Origin of the sequence: Flammeovirga pectinis, from assembly GCF_003970675.1 — a bacterium.
GTDB classification, from domain to species: Bacteria; Bacteroidota; Bacteroidia; order Cytophagales; family Flammeovirgaceae; genus Flammeovirga; species Flammeovirga pectinis.
Window position 1 is genome coordinate 2,512,335 of sequence record NZ_CP034562.1, and the last position, 18,486, is coordinate 2,530,820.

Genomic DNA, 18,486 nt, shown 5'->3' on the forward strand with positions numbered 1-18,486 from the left:
TTTTTATTTTTAAGATTAAACCAACCTCAATTATTTTAAATAATGAATAAATCAATCATTTTATTAAGCCTATCCTTATTTTTCTTTACTAACCTTTTACTAGCTCAAGATAATCAGAGTGTATTAACTTTTGATGAGATTATGAGTGGTGAAACCTATATTGGTCATTCTCCACATAGTCCATTCTGGGCAAAAGACAGTGAGACAATTTATTTCTACTGGAATAAAGAGAACAAAGCGTATGACGACCTTTATAAAGTGGATGTTAAATCTAAAAAATATGTAAAGGTTACGGTAGAAGAACAAAAGTCGCTACCTACTGCAAATGGTGAATGGAATAAGAATCATTCTAAAAAATTATACATTAAAGCCGGAAATATATTTATCTACGACTTTAAAAAAGGCCTACAAAAGCAAATAACAAATACGCTTGATAAAAAATCAAACGTTTTCTTTTTAGACAATGAGAATACTATTAGTTATACATCAAATGGTAATGTGTTTATAGTTGATTTAAACAAGGGTATAACAACTCAAGTATCAAATTTTACTGCAGGTTCTAAAAAAGAAGAAGCTAAATTATCTCCTCAAAATCAATTTTTACACGATCAACAAGTAGAATTATTCGAAATCGTTAGAAAAAGAGAAGATAGATCAGAAGAAAAAAAAGAACATGCTGAGCGTTTAGAAATACAACAACCTTCGAAAATATATTTAGGAAAGAAATATCTATGGAAAGCACAGTTAAGTAATGATGCTTCGCATATTGTTTATTCTTTAGGGAAAAGAGCTGGAAACTTTGCAACTGAAATGCCTGTTTGGGTAGAAGGAACTGGTTATGTAAAGATGCAAAATGCACGTCCGAAAGTAGGTAGCCCAGAAGATACTTATACAAATTTTATTTTTGATGTAAAAGGTGATTCAACAATAGAAATTGATCTTACAACTTTAGAAGGCATCTATGATACGCCAAAATATTATGAAGAATACCCAGAATTAGAAAAAGGTAAATCAGATAAAATGAGAGATGTAGTGATGCATACTCCTACGTTTTCTAAAACTACTAATTATGCTATTGCGGATGTGAGAGCGTACGACAATAAAGATAGATGGATCATTTTAATAAACCTTTCAGACGGTTCTGTTACGCAAATTGACAGACAACATGATGATGCATGGATTGGTGGACCTGGTATTAGTGGTTGGAATTTTTGGATTCCTGAATTAAAGTGGATCAATGAAAACACATTCTGGTACCAATCTGAAGACGATGGCTATTCCCATATCTATACTTATAATGTAAGCAGTAAAGAAAAAAGACAGTTAACAAAAGGAAATTTTGAGGTACATGGTGTAAAGTTATCCAACGACAGAAAATCCTTTTATGTAACTGCAAATAAGGAACACCCAGGGAGTATGCAATTGTATAAATTAGATATTGCCTCTACAAACCTAACTAAAATTACAAACCAAGAAGGTAAACACGAGGCTGTATTATCTCCTGATGAGAAATACATTGTTGATAGATATTCATTTAGTAATAAACCTTGGGAACTTTACCTTCAACAAAATAAGGTGAATGCAACGCCTGTTCAGTTAACTTCTTCTACAACAAAAGCTTTTGATGCATACAAATGGAGAAGTCCTGAAGTTGTAACTTTTAAAGCTGAAGATAATAAAGATGTACATGCTAGATTATACAAGCCCACATCAGAGAAGGACCTTCATAAAGCCGTAATATTTGTACATGGTGCTGGTTACCTTCAAAACGCACATAAATGGTGGAGTGTATATTACAGAGAATATATGTTTCATAACATGTTAGTTGATAACGGTTATACTGTTTTAGATATTGATTTTAGAGCTTCTGAAGGATACGGCAGTGAATGGAGAACAGCTATTTATAGAGATATGGGTGGTAAAGACCTTTCTGATCAGGTAGATGGTGCTAAATTTTTGGTTGAGCAACATGGTGTGAATGCCGAAAAAATAGGTATCTATGGAGGTTCTTACGGTGGGTTTATTACAATGATGGCAATGTTTAAAGAAGGAGATACTTTCCAAGCAGGTGCTGCTATACGCTCCGTTACAGATTGGGCACATTACAACCATCCTTATACTTCTAATATATTAAATACACCTGCATTTGATCCAATAGCCTACAAAAGAAGCTCTCCTATTTACCTTGCAGAAGGTTTAAAAGGAGATTTACTAATTCTACATGGTATGGTAGATGATAATGTCCAATTTTCTGATGTTGTGCGTTTATCACAACGCTTAATAGAACTCAAAAAAGAAAATTGGAATATGGCAATTTACCCAATAGAACCTCACGGTTTTAAAGAAACTAGTAGTTGGATAGATGAATACAAAAGGATATTCAATCTTTTCCAATCAAAACTTTAATTAAAAACAGCTACCACGTAAAAATGGTAGCTGTTTTGCTATACTTTAATTCTTAGTATTATTCTAATTTACTGTATCAAGACTACCTATAATATCCAAATTAAAGTACTCATTTAATACAAAGGGTAGTTATTTTTAGTAGATTAGATAATAATTTCTACATTTTTCAAGTTCTTATAATATCACAAAATGGAATCTACAGAAATACATAAATTAGATTGCAGTAACTTAAACTGCCCAATGCCCATCGTTAAAATAGCTAAGAAATTTAGAGATATAAATTTAGGTGAGCAAGTAGAAGTAAAAGCAACGGACCCTGCATTTAAAGCAGATATTGAAGCTTGGATAAGAAAAACTTCACAAAAGCTAATTTCGTTCACAGAAGAAGGAAAATCAAAAATTGCTATTATTGAAAAAATAAAATAACAAACCTATTCTCTTGCTACTATGGAATTCAACGACCCCAAATTAAAAGAATATATTGATCAGTTAGTTGATGAAAAACTTTCTGAAAAAACAAAAGAGTTTAGTGCTCAATTTGATACTATTCAAAATACACTAGCTACCTTAAAAGCGGCTCCGCAAACAACTGAAAAAGTAACAATGCTTGTTACAAGTTTTGAGTTAGATAAAATTATGCCGGCATTTATTATTGCTAATGGTGCTGCTAGTTTTGGAATGGATGTTACACTCTTTTTTACTTTATGGGGAATTAATGCCCTAAAAGATAAAAGTGTTTATTCTGGTAAAACTATTAAGGAGAAATTAATTACTATGATGTTACCAAGTACGCCTCAGACAACAACCATTTCTAGGTTGAATATGTTGGGTGTTGGTACAGAAATGATGAAGATGATGATGAAAGAAAACAACATCGAAACTTTACCAGACCTAATTGATTTATCTGTAGAAATGGGTGCAAAATTAATTGCCTGCCAAATGACAATGGGAATGATGGGTATTACTACTGAAGAAATACGTAAAGATGTTGAATTTGGAGGGGTAGCTACATACATTGAAGAAGCCTCTGACGCTACTATTACATTAACGTTCTAAGATCTACTTATGAATATTGCTGCATTACAAAAAAAGGTTAAAGAACTTGAAGCTTTAATTACAGAAAAAGATAGACAGATAAAGGAATTAAAGGAGAGTGAAACGGCACTTGCAGATGCAAATGTGCGTATTGCTGAACTCTTCATGAATTTAGAAGATGCACAAGAAAGTATAATTGATCAAAAATATGAAATTCAAATTCAGAATGAAGAGCTGTCTGAAAACCTTGAAGAGTTAACTTTAATAAATGAGCAACTTAGTATTGCCCAAACGCTAAATGAGAACCTTCATAAACATAAACTTCAATCTGATATAATAAAAAGGGCACACGAAAAAGTATTGAGCAGTATACATTATGCTCAAAATATTCAGAAAAGTATTTTCCCTTCTTCTAAAACATTAAGAGATAACTTCCCTAGCTATTTTAAAGTTTTTTACCCTAAAGATCTTGTTGGAGGCGATTTTTACTGGACTGCTAAAGTCAATAATAAGAAAATTTTAGTAGTTGCAGATTGTACTGGACATGGAGTACCTGGTGCATTTATGACCTTAATTGCAATTACTTTACTAGAACGCTTTGTCTGTGTTCAGAAAATCACAGACCCTAAAGAGATCAATAGAAATATTGATAAAGCGATAATAAAACTCCTTAAACAAGAAACAGAAAAGAGTAACCGAGATAGTATAGACCTTACTATTCTTGTTGAAGATGATAAAGAAAATACAATCACTATTTCTAGTGCAAAACGCCCGTATTTAAAAGTTAGTAATAACGAAATCACTCAGATAAAAGGAGATAGAAACCCTATTGGAGATACTACAGTGGCTATGAAAAAATTCACAAATCATATCTACAATAAAGAAATTGGTGATCGATACTACCTATTTTCTGATGGCATCACAGATCAATTTGGAGGACCTCAAGACAAGAAATTAGGTTCTAAAAATTTAATCAAATTCCTTACTTCAATTCAAGAAAAACCATTTTTCCAACAACAAAGTGATTTGGAAGAGTTCTTAAACAAATGGATGAAAAATCAACAACAAATTGATGATATCGTATTTTTTGGTTTAGAATTATCATAAAAAAAGTAGATGTCATCTAAAATGAATCTACTTCCTTTTCTTCTTTTTTATATTCTTTTCAGATTATAAACCAAACCTATAATTAACACCCGTCATTAAGAATTTACTGTAGTTAGAAACTCCATACTCCCCTCTTATCATCCAACGGTCATTCAACTCATAGTTTCCACCAAACTGGAAGGTCCATTTCTGAATTAAATCTTTTTGTATATAATACTCAATTGGTATTTCGCCAACAGAATTGTATCCTTTCCCCTCTAATCTATCAGCTATTTTCTGTTCTACCTGATCCATTATTTTTTTCTGAGGATTAGACAATCCATTGTACCAATTTTTATAACTTTCTTCTAATCCAGGTAGTGCTTCACCTAAAGTAATTCTTCCTGAGTTCCCAGAATGATTCATGAAATTTCTATACATAGCACCTATATAGAAGGCTAATTTCTTTTTGTTTTTAAACGTAAATCTTCTACCAAACCTGTAAGATGATGTAACAACACCTACATTTTGATCTAAAAGAGCACTCTTTGAAGATGAGATATTTACATCTGCACTAATAAAAAATTTCTGTATTGCATAATGCAAAGTCATACCACCTCCAAAAGTAACAGCATCAAATTCTACTTTTGATCCAAACTCTGGAAGTGTTGTACCGCCAAAAGTGGGCTGTAAACTCACTTCAGTCCCTCCTTTATTTAAAGAGAATAAACCATAAACATTCATAAATGGCAATACAAATAAATCTGCTCTTAGGTTTGTTCCGTTTGTAAATGCTCTTGTCTTTTTAAAACCTAAAGTTTCTTCATTCAAGATATCATCCATTGGAATACCGCCAATACTCATATTAAATTCTGAGATATCAAGGTACATCTCGTTAAAAATATAGCTTAAACTAATACCAGCAGGTTTGGGGAACTCAATTCCTCTATCCATTACTTTCTGACCCCAAATTGGAAATCTGTAAGGATATTTCTCTTTGATTACTTTAGTAGAATCTTCTTGCGCGTAAAGACTAGATAAAGTACAAAATGTAATTAGTAATAGTGATAAAACAGTTTTCATGAAGATAGACTTGTTGTTTGTTAGAGCTTATTGAAAAGAGAATAAAAATGACCCGTAGTCTGGTCTAAAAAATTAATGATACAAAGCTAACATTTTATTAACAAGTATAAATCTTAAAACATAAAAAAGGTTACTCTAAACCGTAATTTAAAGTAACCTTTTTTTAATAGGGTAAAAGTAATTTTCTACAATTTAACTAGTATTCTACCACTTAATTGCCCTTTGATTATTGTATCTATCTTTGCTTTTAAACCATCTAAGTCTACCTCTTCCGTGATCTCATCTAAGGTATTCGGTAACCAATCTTTTGCTATATTTTCCCAAACAACAATACGTTCGGCTCTAGGGAAGTTCTGAGAATCAATTCCTATTAATGAAACCCCTCTTAAAATAAAAGGAAAAACATTTATAGGTAAATCAAAAGAAGATGCGTTACCACAGCACGTAACAACGCCTAGTGGGTTAGTACTTTTAATTGCTGTAGCAAGAAATTCGCCACCAACTGTATCTATTACTCCTGCAAATTTAGGTTTTAAAAGTGGTCTTTGATTTCCCTCAAGAAACTCTTCTCTCGACAATACTTCTACAGCACCAATACTCTTTAAATAAGCCACCTTATCTGCTTTACCTGTTACAGTAATAACAGAATAGCCTAATTTATTTAATATCGCAATTGCAATACTTCCCACTCCACCTGTAGCACCAGTAACTAAAATATTTCCATCTGCTGGGGCTACTTTATCTACTAATTTATAAACAGACATTGCAGCCGTTAAACCTGCAGTACCCATTTTCATACTCTCTTTTAAAGAAATACCTGCTGGTTTAGGAATAACCCATCCAGATGGAACTTGAATATATTCAGAAAAACCTCCCCAAGTATTCATACCTAGGTCATAACTTGTTACTATAACTTCGTCACCTTCTTTAAAATCAGATGTATTACTAGAAACTACTACACCGGCAGCGTCAATACCTGGTGTATGAGGATAATTTTTAGTTACTCCTGGCTTACCAAGTGCAGAGAGTGCATCTTTATAATTTAACGATGAGTAGGCTACCTTAACTAATACATCTCCTTCTGGAAGGTCTGTAATATTTTTATTTTGGATAGATGAAGAATATTCTTTCTCTCCTACTTTTTCTGTAACAAAAGCTCTAAACGTGGTCATATCTTTTTCCTATTTAATTGATTAACAATGTGAAATTAATAGCATTTAACTAAAAAAAAAGTGACACATGGTCACCTTTAAGTATGTTCACGAAAATATCCAAAGCAATAATTAAATGATTTCATTTAAAAGCTTACTCTAGCTATTTTTTCTTAGGGTAATCAAAAAACAGTTCTTGACCATTTTTTAATGTCGACCAATCTTCTGCATCTGTAAATTCAAGACCTACCATACCAGAAGTTGGAATATTATCTAGATAATCTTCTAAAAAATAATTCCGTAAATCGGTAATTGCTGGATTATGAAATACAAGCATTACAGTATCTAGTTGATTATCAAGATTTCTTACAGACTCTAATACATCTTCAAAAAGAGCATTGTAAAAATCTTTTTCAAAATGTAATTTTTTACTTAAAACTTCAGCTACTTTTTCTGCTGTAATTTTAGTTCGCTTAGCAGGAGAACTGATTATTAGTTCCGGCATCATTTTACGATCAAATAATCGATCTGACATCGTTACAATATCTCTCTGTCCTCTTGCATTAAGTGGCCTTTCAAAATCAGAAAGTAATGGATTTGTCCATGAAGACTTTCCGTGACGCATTAAAATTAACCTCTTCAATTTTTCTTAGTCTTATTTTTATCCTAAATTACTATTGAAATTCATATAAGAAAATTTGATAAACCTATATTTGCTAATTATTCTTAAAAAAGTCACTATTTTGCACTTTATAAGGTTTTATTAAGCCCCATTACAAATGCGAAGATCATTCTATCTGATTATAAATAAATACTTAAGCATACTATTACTCTTCTTATTCATTTATACTTTTAGCTTTAATAGTTACGGACAAATTGAGGCTCCTAAATATGTAAATGAATATTTGGCAATAGGTGTAGGTGCCAGAGCATTGGCAATGGGAAATTCCCAAACGGAACTTGTAAATGACGCCACTGCTGGATATTGGAATCCTGCGGGTTTATTAAACATTGAAGACAGATATACTGCCTCTCTTATGCACGCAGAATATTTTGCAGGTATTGCTAATTATGATTTTGCTGGCTTTGCTACAAAAATAGACGAGCAATCTGCTTTAGGTTTTTCTGCTATTCGTTTTGGTGTAGATGATATCCCCGATACAAGATATTTATTTGACCCAGACGGTTCATTAAATTGGGATAATGTTAAAAGCTTTTCTGCCTCAGATTACGCATTCATCTTTTCTTATGCTAGAATGTTTCCAAACTTACCTAATTTTCAATTTGGTGCAAATGCTAAAATTATTTACAGAAATGCAGGACAGTTTGCTAATGCTTGGGGTTTTGGTTTAGACATTGGTGTACAATGGCAAAAAGGTACTTGGAAAGCTGGTGTTACAGCAAAAGACATTACAGGTACTTATAATATATGGACCTATAACCCTGCTACTTTTTATGATGTTTTTGCTGCAACAGGAAATACAATTCCGGATAACTCTGTAGAAGTAGCCACTCCTAGGTTAATTGTTGGAGGTGCTAAGAGTTTTCCAATTTGGAAAAATAGTCAATTAGAAAACGCAGACGAACTTATTGGTGTACTAGTATCATTAGGAGCTGACATCACCTTTGATGGTAAAAGAAATACAGTTATTAAAAGCGAATTACTAAGTGTCGATCCACATGCAGGAGTCGAATTTCATTATAAACAAATGATTTTCTTAAGAGGTGGTATTTCTCAACTTCAATATATTACAGAATTTAACGGTACAAAAACACTAGAATTCTTACCTAGTTTTGGTGCTGGGTTTGCCTTTAAAGGTTTTACAATAGATTACGCCCTTACAAATATTGGAGATGTATCCACAGCATCTTTGTACTCTCATATTTTTAGTTTAAAAGCCAATTTTGGACGTACGTTTAAACGTTCAACTTCTACCCCAAAGAGCGATAAATACTATTAAATTCTAGTATTACTTAGCGTATAGATCACTTTTAGTAGAATAAATTAATCTACTTATTTGATTATCCGATAATTATTGAGTAAAATGTCAATAATACTAAATTTATGGCTATTACTTTTTAATGAACACACACTACTTCTTTAAACTATTTATTCTACTTTTCCTAGTAACATTCTGTTCTATAAACAGCAGTTGTTTTTCTCAAATCACAGATTACCCAACAACTTCAGTTACTTCACATCTTACCAAAAAAGATGACAAATACCGTATGCTCTTTACTGTAAATAATATCTTACAAAAAGACAAAAACAATAAAGATGCATTGTTTACAAGAGGGAAATTAAAATGTAATATGGGGGCTTATAAAAGTGCTCAAGCAGATTTTACAAAAGCCTTGCATTTACAGCATAATAAGAAAATAGAAATATTTTACCACAGAGGAATTTCATATTATTTAGAGAAAGATTTTTTAAATGCAATTGCAGATTTCGATAGTGTAATCAATTTGCAACCCAAACATATAGATGCTCTTTGGAGAAAGGCACAATGCTACTATTATATAGGTGCAAATGCTTTAACTATAGATGCTTTAGATGAAATTACTGTTGCAAACCCAGAAAGCCCAATAACTTGGCACGACATGGGTACTCTATATTATAAAAACAACAACTTAAATAAGGCAAAAGACTGCTTTACAAAAGCTTTAATTTTAGCTCCTCATATGTCTGTTTGTTACAACCATAGAGGGATTGTTTACGAAACAATGAAAAATTATTCTATGGCTTTTGATGATTTTAATAGAGCTATTTTTTATGACAGTACTTATGCTGATGCATACAATAATAGAGGGTTGATTTATCTTAATTATGAAGATTATCAACAAGCAGAGCAAGATTTTAGTAGTTCAATAGAACACGATCAGTTTCAACCTAAAGAAGCTTTAAACAACAGGGCAGTAACACGCTACATACTTGGAGATTATGACGGTAGTATGAATGATATCAATAAATTATTAGACCACTACCCCTTCTTTGCTAAAGCTTATATAACGCGTGGAAATATCAAAGAAAGGAAACATGATGACAATGGAGCATGTTCTGATTGGAATAAAGCCGCTGAATTAGGCGATTTACAAGGTATTGAATACACACAGAAAACGTGTCAATAATTAATCTCTAGTTGAATGAAAAAAATTATTTATAGTTTATTATTGCTCATCGTTTCCTATTCCTCTTTTTCTCAAGAAATTGCCTCAGATACGACAAAGGATGCCGAAGGTTCTTTTGCTCTTGGTGATGATGATATGATTTTTGTTAGAGAACTCGTCCGTTTAGGCGATAGTCTATTTTATGAACTAGATCAACCTGACGAGGCTTTTAAGTACTATATGGGCGCTTATGATTTTATTAGTGAGGAAGGAAGTATAAACATTAAAATTGGGCAATGCTTTTTAGCTTCTGTAACGGAACAAAAATCTGAGGCTGTATTCTATCTAGAAAAAGCATTAAAGTTAAATGAAACAATTTCTAGTGATCTTTTCTACGATTTAGGAAGAGCCTATCAATATGATGAAAGATGGAATAAAGCCATCAAATATTATCATAAAAGTTACAACGCTTTGGACTCTTCTAAATATGATATTATCGACAAAAAAATTAAAGAATGTCAGTACGCAAGAACATTCTATGATTTCCCGAATGAGCATATCATAATAAAAAATTTAGGACCAGAAGTCAATTCAAAATATTCTGATTTTTGTCCTCTTGTAGATGCCGTAGAAGACGACCTTTATTTTACAAGTAGACGCCATGAATTTAGAACAGACAATCCCGATATTTTAACACATCTTACAGAAAATATTTATCATTCCCATAGAAGTGATTATGTTAATTGGGCAACGCCCTATCCTATTCCAATGAACACAGATGACCATTCTGCTACTGTTTCAATTTCAATGGATGGGTCTGAAATGATAATTTATAGAAATGGTGACCTATTACTATCTGTAAAAGAAGATACTTCTTGGAGTAAACCTAAAAAACTTCCCTCCCAGATAAATACTACACTTTCTGTAGAGACTTCTGCTTGTTTAAATTACACAATGGATACGCTTTATTTTGTAAGTAACAGAGAAGATCTTTCTATAGGAGGTTTAGATATTATGATGTCAATTAAAGACAAAAATGGTAAATGGGAAGAAGCAGTATCTCTTGGAGAAACCATAAACACAATTCATGATGAAGAAGGTGTTGCACTCTCTAGAGATGGTAATACATTGTACTTTAGTTCTAGAGGGCATAATTCTATGGGTGGATACGATGTTTTTAAATCAACTAGAGATTTTCAGGGTAATTGGAGCACTCCAAAAAATTTAGGTACACCAATTAATTCACCTTATGATGACGTTTACTTTATGATTAGAGCAAACGGAAGACATGCCTATTATTCTTCTGCAAGAAAAGGGGGGTATGGAGAAAAAGACATCTACAGAATAAGTATTCTTGATAAAGACAAGGAGTTATCAATTGCTAAAAAAGAAATTGCCTTTATACTGTTAGATAAAGATTCTATAAACATGCTACATTCACCGCAACATACAGATCCTCTAAAGGATATAAGAAAAGTTACTGTGCATGCTACAGCAGATTTATTGAAGTCAATTTATCAGTTTTCGTTACTTTCTAAGGCCGATTCTGTTAATCATATAGAATAAAATGAATTATTTTAAACTTAAAAGTAGCTCATATTGTTGAAGTTGTTATTTTTGCAACTTCAAATTTATAAACTATGATTTACATAAACAGACGAGAGTTCTTCAATGCAGCTCACAAGTTGTATAATCCGAAATGGACAAAAGAACAAAATGAAGATTTTTTTGGTCCTTGTGCAAATGAAAATTGGCATGGCCATAACTTCGAAATGTTGGTTACAGTGAAGGGGCTTCCTGATCCTGATACAGGATATGTAATGAATATGAAGGATTTAGGTAAAATAATGAATGAATTCATCATAGATAAAGTTGATCATAAAAACTTAAATCTAGATGTTGACTTCTTAAAGGATAAAATGACAAGCTGCGAAACTTTGGCTATAGAATTCTGGAAAATTCTTGCTCCAAAAGTAAAAGAGTTTGCTCCTAATGCTGACTTACACTGTATTGAATTACACGAAACTAGAAAAAATTTCGTGCAGTACTACGGAGAATAATTCAGAAATTAGTACGATATTTTAGAAAGGATGCTTGTAATGGGCATCCTTTTTTTATTTTTGCTCTAGTACACAACAACTTTTTAATCAAATTACCTTTTAAAAGATGAAATACTATTTAATAGCAGGAGAGAAATCAGGCGATTTACATGCTTCAAATTTAATGAAGGAGATTCTTGTAAAAGACCCTGATGCTGAATTTCGTTTTTGGGGAGGAGAAGAAATGCAAAAAGTTGGCGGAACAATGATTCATCATTATGCTGACATCTCGTTCATGGGTTTTTTAGAGGTAGCAAAGAACTTAGTTCCTATTTACCGTTACTTAAACGAGTGTAAGAAAGATATCTTATGCTGGAAACCTGATGTTGTTATTTTGGTTGATTTCTCTGGGTTTAATCTCAAAATTGCAAAATATGTAAAACCAAGAGGTACAAAAGTCTTCTATTACATATCGCCTAAAGTTTGGGCTTGGAACCAGAACAGAGCCAAAAGAATTAGAAAAGTAGTGGATAGAATGTTCGTAATCATGCACTTTGAAAAGGCATTCTATAAAAAGTTTGATTATGATGTAGACTATGTGGGTAATCCTTTGTTTGATGCTATTAAACAGTTTACTCCTTCTCCATCTTTCTTTACTGATAATGGCATCGACCCTGATAAAAAAATCATTGCTATCTTACCAGGTAGTAGATTTCAGGAAGTAAGTTCTATTATGAATACAATGCTTACTATCATTCCAAAATACAGTAGTGAATATCAATTTATTATTGCTGGGGTTGAGAACTTACCGTCTACATTATACGACGAAGCTAAAGCGCTCGGTGTAAAAGTAATCTTTAATCAGACTTATGATTTACTAACTCATGCTACATCTGCAGTAGTTACCTCTGGTACAGCAACATTAGAAACTGCACTTTTTGATGTACCTCAGGTTGTATGTTATAGAACAAGTACCGTAACTTATGGTATTGTTAAAGCCTTAATTAAAGTAAAATTTATCTCATTAGTAAACCTAATTGCAGATAAAGAAGTGGTGAGAGAACTTATCCAGAAAGATTTCACTACAGAAAAATTAGAAGAAGAGTTGGAGTATACTTTAACTACTAAAAGAGAAAAAATACTTTCTGATTATGCAGAGATGAAAGCAAAAATAGATACTGAAGGAACTTCTAAAAAAGCAGCCTCTCTTATGTATAAATACCTTACAGAAGGAGTACCTGAACAGAAATTCTAATACTCTGAGTTAGATAAAAAAAAGAGTGAAGACTTTAATTAATCTTCACTCTTTTTTTATTTTTTCAAATCCATTTCTAAATCAGCCCTGCCCTTCAATTTATATTTTGATGGTATTTTAAATGGCATTTTCTGTGCTTCTTCTTCAAGTTGAATTCTAGAAAATGAAATATCTACAGAAGTTGCCTCTTGTAAATTATCTGCCGTTCCTGTTCCTATTTTTACTACAGAATGATAAGGAGCAATTTGAGATGGTGCTTCATTAACTGCTTTAAAATCCATATAATCTATAAGAGCAATCTTCTTTTCCTTACGTAGAGAAACCGCAATTTTTTCTAGCTTTTGAGATGTTCTACTAATTAATGCAACAGACTCCATTCCCTTACCTTTTAAGGTCAGTAAAAAGTTATCGTCATCCATTTTTAATTTACCATCTTCAAAATTAGAAGGTAAATCACCCGTAAAAATAGATTGTAATAAATCGTAGTCAATTCTTGTCCCTAAAAGTAATTCGACATCATCATAACTTAAAGCATAAGCTTCCTTATCCATTTTCATTAATGCAAAAACACTATCTTTTGTAGCAAGCACTCTCAACCCTTCAATCTTTGCTACACGCATAGACATCCACATTTTTGTATCTTTTTCAATTCGAGTATCTACAGAGAGTTTCATGTCTTTTGCAGGAGAATCGAATTCTAATTTCCCTTTAGTAGAAAGGTACTTGTAGTTTAAATTGTGGATATCTAAAGAAGAGCTTTTATTAGAATCCGTAGTAGTAACTGTTTTAGGCTGGCAGCCTACTAGAAATAAAACAGTAAGGGTAGAAATAAAATGGATGGTGTTATTGAACTTTCTCATTCAAGTAATTTATGGTATCTATATACAATAAGTTCATTAAAAAAGGCAATCGCATTACACGATTGCCTTTAAATATAAGTATTTTCTCTTTAGAGTTTTGCTAATGCATCTTCTAATACTTTGATTTTACTTTCTGCATCAGCCATTTTCTGACGTTCTTTTGCTACAACTGCCTCTGGAGCATTTGCTACAAAACGTTCGTTAGATAATTTCTTTTCTACAGAAGCAATAAAACCTTTAGTATATTCTAACTCCTTAGACATTTTTTCTTTTTCTGCTTCAACATCAATTTGGTCAGCTACATCTATAAAACAAGTATCTGATTTGTATACAAATTGAGTTGCTCCTTCTACTTCAGCATCAACCATAGTTAACGATTCAAGGTTAGCAAGTTTTGTAATAATACCACCAAAACGATCGTATACCGTTGTATCTTTTGTCATGATAGACATTGGAAGAGGTACTTTAGGACCAATTTGTTTTTGGTTTCTTACATTTCTTACTTGAGAGATAACATCGAATGCAGCAGCTGCTTGTTCCAATAAAGTAACATCAAAAGGTTGTACTGTTGGGTATTCTGCAACAACACATGCTTCACCTTCTTTTCTGTCTCCGATTACATGCCAAATTTCTTCTGTTAAGAAAGGCATAAATGGATGAAGAAGTTTTACAATCTTCTCAAAGAATTTGATTGTCGCTTCTAAAGTTGCTTTATCTATTGGAGAACCATATTCTGGCTTGATCATTTCTAAATACCAAGAACAGAAATCGTCCCAAACCAATTTATAGATAGACATTAATGCATCTGATAATCTGTATTTATCACAGTTAGCATCAACCTCTTCTAAAACAGCATTAAAACGAGACTCGAACCAATCGATAGCTATTTTATTTGCTTCTGGTTGTGGAGCATCTGTTACTTCTAGACCTTTCACTAAACGTAAAGCATTCCATATTTTGTTGGCAAAATTACGTCCTTGCTCACATAACTTCTCATCAAATAACAAGTCGTTACCTGCAGCAGCAGAAAGTAATAGACCAACACGAACACCATCCGCTCCGTAGATTTTCATTAAATCTAAAGGATCTGGAGAGTTACCCAATGATTTAGACATTTTACGTCCTTCACCATCTCTAACAATACCAGTTAAGTATACGTTCTTAAATGGTAATTCGCCTTTCCACTCATAACCAGCAATGATCATACGTGCTACCCAGAAGAATAAAATATCTGGACCCGTTACTAAATCATCTGTAGGATAGTAATAGTTGATTTCCTCATTCTCAGGGTTTGTAATACCATCGAATACAGAAATTGGCCATAACCAAGAAGAGAACCAAGTATCTAATACATCTTCATCTTGTATCAATTGATCAAGAGATGTAATAGATGGATCTTTTTCTTGTGCTAATGCTAATGCTTCTTCAGAAGTTTCTGCAACTACATATTCACCATTTGGAAGATAGAAAGCAGGAATTTGCTGTCCCCACCATAACTGACGAGAAATACACCAATCCTTTACATTCTCCATCCAATGACGGTAGGTATTCTTAAATTTTGCAGGATGTAATTGAATTGTATCATTCATTACATTCTCTAATGCAGGTTTAGAGATTTCTTTCATAGAAACAAACCACTGCGTAGAAATTCTTGGTTCGATTACCGCACCAGTTCTTTCAGACGTACCTACTTTATTTACAAGCTCTTCTACCTTTACAAGGTTTCCGGCAGCTTCTAAGTCTTTTATAATTTCCTTACGAACAACAAAACGATCTTTGCCATCGTATTTTGCGCCAGCTTTAGCATTAATAGTACCATCTTCTTCAATGATATCAATAACTTCTAAGTTGTGCTTTAAGCCTAATCCGTAATCATTAATATCGTGAGCTGGAGTTACTTTTAAACAACCAGTACCAAATTCAATATCAACGTAATCATCACCAAAAACAGGAATTTCTCTATCTGTTGTTGGTACAATTACTTTCTTACCAATTAAGTCTTTGAAACGCTCATCGTTAGGATTTACACAAATACCAGCATCTGCAGGAATAGTTTCTGGACGAGTTGTAGCAATAGTTACAAACTCCCCTTCTTTACCTACAATTGGGTATTTAACGTAATATAATTTTGAGTTAACTTCTTTATGGATTACCTCTTCATCAGAAAGGGCAGTCTTACCTGTTGGATCCCAGTTTACCATACGAGCACCTCTGTACACCCAACCTTTCTTATAAAGATCTACGAAAACTTTAATTACAGCTTTCGACATGTCCTCGTCCATTGTGAACTTAGTACGGTCCCAATCACAAGAAGCACCTAATTTCTGTAACTGATCTAGAATAATACCACCATATTTTTCTTTCCATTCCCACGCGTAGCCCATGAACTCGTCGCGTGTAATGTCTTTTTTGGCAATATTTTTCTCTTCTTTTAGCATTTTTACCACTTTCGCTTCTGTAGCGATAGAGGCATGGTCAGTACCAGGTACCCAACATGCTTCAAATCCTCTCATACGTGCACGACGAACCAATACATCTTGAATTGTATTGTTCAACATGTGTCCCATATGAAGTACACCAGTTACGTTTGGCGGTGGAATGACGACGGTAAATGGCTTCTTATTAGGGTTTGGCTCCGAGTGGAAGTATTTATTTTCTAACCAGAATTGATACCATTTGTCCTCTATATTTTGAGGATTGTACTTAGACGCAAGTTCCATGCTTTTAATTTTACAGAAAAAATAATTTATACTAAATGACCCCTTTCGAGGCTCATAAATTCTTTACGAACGGCAAATTTAATCAAAAAGAATTTTAGATGATGAAGAATTAAGAATTAATAATTGAATATAAATCAGAAATCAAACAGAATGCGTTTATCAAAAGGTAATTCATGATGAAAACGACATTAATTACATTACAACATCAGGTTTCATTATAAAATTTAGCACTCCTTTTTATGTTTATCAAAACATCACATTTCCTTTTCATGCATTAACTTATGTTATAAAACAGCTTTTATTGTAACCGAGTACTTAGAAAAAACGAATACACTATTAACACTCAAAATAATTTACTCATGAAAAACCTAACCTATCATCAAAGAGTACGCTTACAAGTTGCTTATGCAGCCAAGATTAGGATAAAAGGAATTGCTCATTTAGTAGAAGTATCAACGACTACCATTTATAGAGAACTAAAACGAAATAGTATGCCTAATGGGAAATACGTGGCAGAGTATGCCCAAAAACTAGCCATCGCAAGAAAAAAAATGGCAAGCAGTACCAAAAAGAGAAGTTTTATATTCCATTATAAAAGAATAAAATATATGTTATATACTAACCGAACTAAAATTTATTGGTTAAGTGATGCCAACAGGGATGAATACATTTTCAGTCCATACTATAAAATGAGACGATTAGGACCAAAGAAAATTTACAACTTGTATTATGGGTTTATTATGTTCCATTATATGGACAATGAACCTTTGTACCAATTTCTATACGCACATCTAAGATGGAAAAGGAAAGTTAGACAAGAGCGTAGGCTACAAAAAGAAGTCATTCAAAATTCATTTTATTCTATCCCTCCCAAAGCTACAATCAATTTTATTGATAAGAAGGCAGCCTAATGTCTACTTTCAAAAAAACACTTCTAAAATAGATTAATTACTACTCGACTTACCACTAAAAAATTATTCTTCTGTACTTTTTTACTTCTTGTTACACATCTTAACCGGTTAACGGTTATTTTTTTGTCAAAAATTTGATAAAATTAGAAAGTGATGCGTTTGCTCACGAAATAATTTCATCTTGAAAAAAGGTTTTATGAAATTCAACGCTGTCTACATCCACTGTTCTTTTTACTAATTTGCATTAGCTAATCCATTGCTCAAGAGCACGTGTATTAGTTCAAACTTTTTGTGGTCTTTCAATTGAGCTACTTTTTCTTGGGCAGATAAGTTGAGGGAGATTAGAAAAAAGAAGAAGAGGAAGATTTGCTTTGGAAGTTTTTTCATGGTTCTATTTTGGTTGTAAGTTGGGAACTTAAAACACTTTTAAAGTTTATAATGAGATACTGCGAACAGTACTATTTCAACTCGGTGGATAATAATATCAATTCCCTAGATTTTCATATAAGTAATTCTTTTTTTTATTTCTAAGAAATCCCTCCAAGATGTTGAGTCTACCTTAAATACCTTTCTCTCCCAGTCTCCTTTTTTATAACAATCAAAGGTGATTGTATGAAATGATTTTTCACATTTAATATCTTTATATTCATACTTATGTTTTAAAGTAAAACATAGATATTTTCTTTTAAAAAGAATTCTATCCTCGTAAAAAATCATCTCTTTCAAATACGGTTTACCATTTAGAATAAATGTAAAAATGATAACATATAAAAGTAACAATGCCAATGTTTGAGAATTTGAAACATTGTAATATGAATAAGAGATTGTCCCT

15 protein-coding genes are annotated in these 18,486 nt (G+C 32.5%); 10 read left to right on the forward strand and 5 right to left on the reverse strand.

Annotated elements, in window-relative coordinates:
- Window positions 1-42 precede the first annotated feature (42 nt).
- From EI427_RS09970 to EI427_RS09985, 4 genes are all read left to right on the forward strand, one after another.
- Window positions 43-2,406, forward strand: a complete 2,364-nt coding sequence (locus EI427_RS09970) for a S9 family peptidase (protein WP_240655365.1) — start codon at window positions 43-45, stop codon at window positions 2,404-2,406.
- Window positions 2,407-2,595: 189 nt separating this feature from the next.
- Entirely contained in the window at window positions 2,596-2,832 is a 237-nt protein-coding gene (locus EI427_RS09975) for a sulfurtransferase TusA family protein (protein WP_126614162.1), read from the forward strand.
- A gap of 21 nt (window positions 2,833-2,853) precedes the next feature.
- A complete protein-coding gene (locus EI427_RS09980; protein ID WP_126614164.1) occupies window positions 2,854-3,462 on the forward strand; it encodes a DsrE/DsrF/DrsH-like family protein in 609 nt (202 codons plus the stop codon).
- Between the two features lie 9 nt (window positions 3,463-3,471).
- Window positions 3,472-4,548, forward strand: coding sequence for a PP2C family protein-serine/threonine phosphatase (locus EI427_RS09985; protein WP_126614166.1), 1,077 nt, complete (start codon window positions 3,472-3,474; stop codon window positions 4,546-4,548).
- A 63-nt stretch (window positions 4,549-4,611) separates the two neighbouring features.
- Here EI427_RS09985 and EI427_RS09990 read toward each other — a convergent pair whose 3' ends face one another.
- From EI427_RS09990 to EI427_RS10000, 3 genes are all read right to left on the reverse strand, one after another.
- The gene (locus tag EI427_RS09990; protein ID WP_126614168.1) at window positions 4,612-5,610 is read right to left on the reverse strand and encodes a hypothetical protein; all 999 of its coding nucleotides are present in this window, start codon (window positions 5,608-5,610) and stop codon (window positions 4,612-4,614) included.
- A 185-nt stretch (window positions 5,611-5,795) separates the two neighbouring features.
- The gene (locus EI427_RS09995; protein WP_126614170.1) at window positions 5,796-6,782 is read right to left on the reverse strand and encodes a YhdH/YhfP family quinone oxidoreductase; all 987 of its coding nucleotides are present in this window, start codon (window positions 6,780-6,782) and stop codon (window positions 5,796-5,798) included.
- Between the two features lie 142 nt (window positions 6,783-6,924).
- Window positions 6,925-7,386 carry a SixA phosphatase family protein gene (locus tag EI427_RS10000; RefSeq protein ID WP_170178441.1) on the reverse strand — a complete coding sequence of 154 codons (462 nt, stop codon included), beginning with the start codon at window positions 7,384-7,386 and terminating at the stop codon, window positions 6,925-6,927.
- 154 nt (window positions 7,387-7,540) lie between these two features.
- On the opposite strand from EI427_RS10000, the gene EI427_RS10005 reads away from it, so the two are divergent.
- The 5 genes from EI427_RS10005 (at window position 7,541) to lpxB (ending at window position 13,163) form a co-directional block, all read left to right on the forward strand.
- Window positions 7,541-8,722 carry a putative type IX sorting system protein PorV2 gene (locus EI427_RS10005; RefSeq protein WP_126614174.1) on the forward strand — a complete coding sequence of 394 codons (1,182 nt, stop codon included), beginning with the start codon at window positions 7,541-7,543 and terminating at the stop codon, window positions 8,720-8,722.
- Window positions 8,723-8,843: 121 nt separating this feature from the next.
- Window positions 8,844-9,890, forward strand: coding sequence for a tetratricopeptide repeat protein (locus EI427_RS10010; protein ID WP_126614176.1), 1,047 nt, complete (start codon window positions 8,844-8,846; stop codon window positions 9,888-9,890).
- A gap of 15 nt (window positions 9,891-9,905) precedes the next feature.
- On the forward strand, window positions 9,906-11,435 hold the full coding sequence (locus EI427_RS10015; RefSeq protein WP_126614178.1) for a tetratricopeptide repeat protein: 1,530 nt from the start codon (window positions 9,906-9,908) through the stop codon (window positions 11,433-11,435).
- A gap of 74 nt (window positions 11,436-11,509) precedes the next feature.
- A complete protein-coding gene (locus EI427_RS10020; protein ID WP_126614180.1) occupies window positions 11,510-11,929 on the forward strand; it encodes a 6-pyruvoyl trahydropterin synthase family protein in 420 nt (139 codons plus the stop codon).
- 106 nt (window positions 11,930-12,035) lie between these two features.
- Window positions 12,036-13,163 carry a lipid-A-disaccharide synthase gene (gene lpxB / locus EI427_RS10025; RefSeq protein WP_126614182.1) on the forward strand — a complete coding sequence of 376 codons (1,128 nt, stop codon included), beginning with the start codon at window positions 12,036-12,038 and terminating at the stop codon, window positions 13,161-13,163.
- A 56-nt stretch (window positions 13,164-13,219) separates the two neighbouring features.
- Here the strand turns inward: lpxB and EI427_RS10030 are convergent, their stop codons facing one another.
- Together EI427_RS10030 and EI427_RS10035 are read right to left on the reverse strand one after the other, a co-directional pair.
- Window positions 13,220-14,023, reverse strand: a complete 804-nt coding sequence (locus tag EI427_RS10030) for a DUF4292 domain-containing protein (RefSeq protein ID WP_126614184.1) — start codon at window positions 14,021-14,023, stop codon at window positions 13,220-13,222.
- A gap of 89 nt (window positions 14,024-14,112) precedes the next feature.
- Window positions 14,113-16,743: a valine--tRNA ligase gene (locus EI427_RS10035; protein ID WP_126614186.1), complete on the reverse strand. Its 2,631-nt coding sequence runs from the start codon at window positions 16,741-16,743 to the stop codon at window positions 14,113-14,115.
- Window positions 16,744-17,102: 359 nt separating this feature from the next.
- On the opposite strand from EI427_RS10035, the gene EI427_RS10040 reads away from it, so the two are divergent.
- Entirely contained in the window at window positions 17,103-17,654 is a 552-nt protein-coding gene (locus EI427_RS10040; RefSeq protein ID WP_126614188.1) for a helix-turn-helix domain-containing protein, read from the forward strand.
- Window positions 17,655-18,486 lie beyond the last annotated feature (832 nt).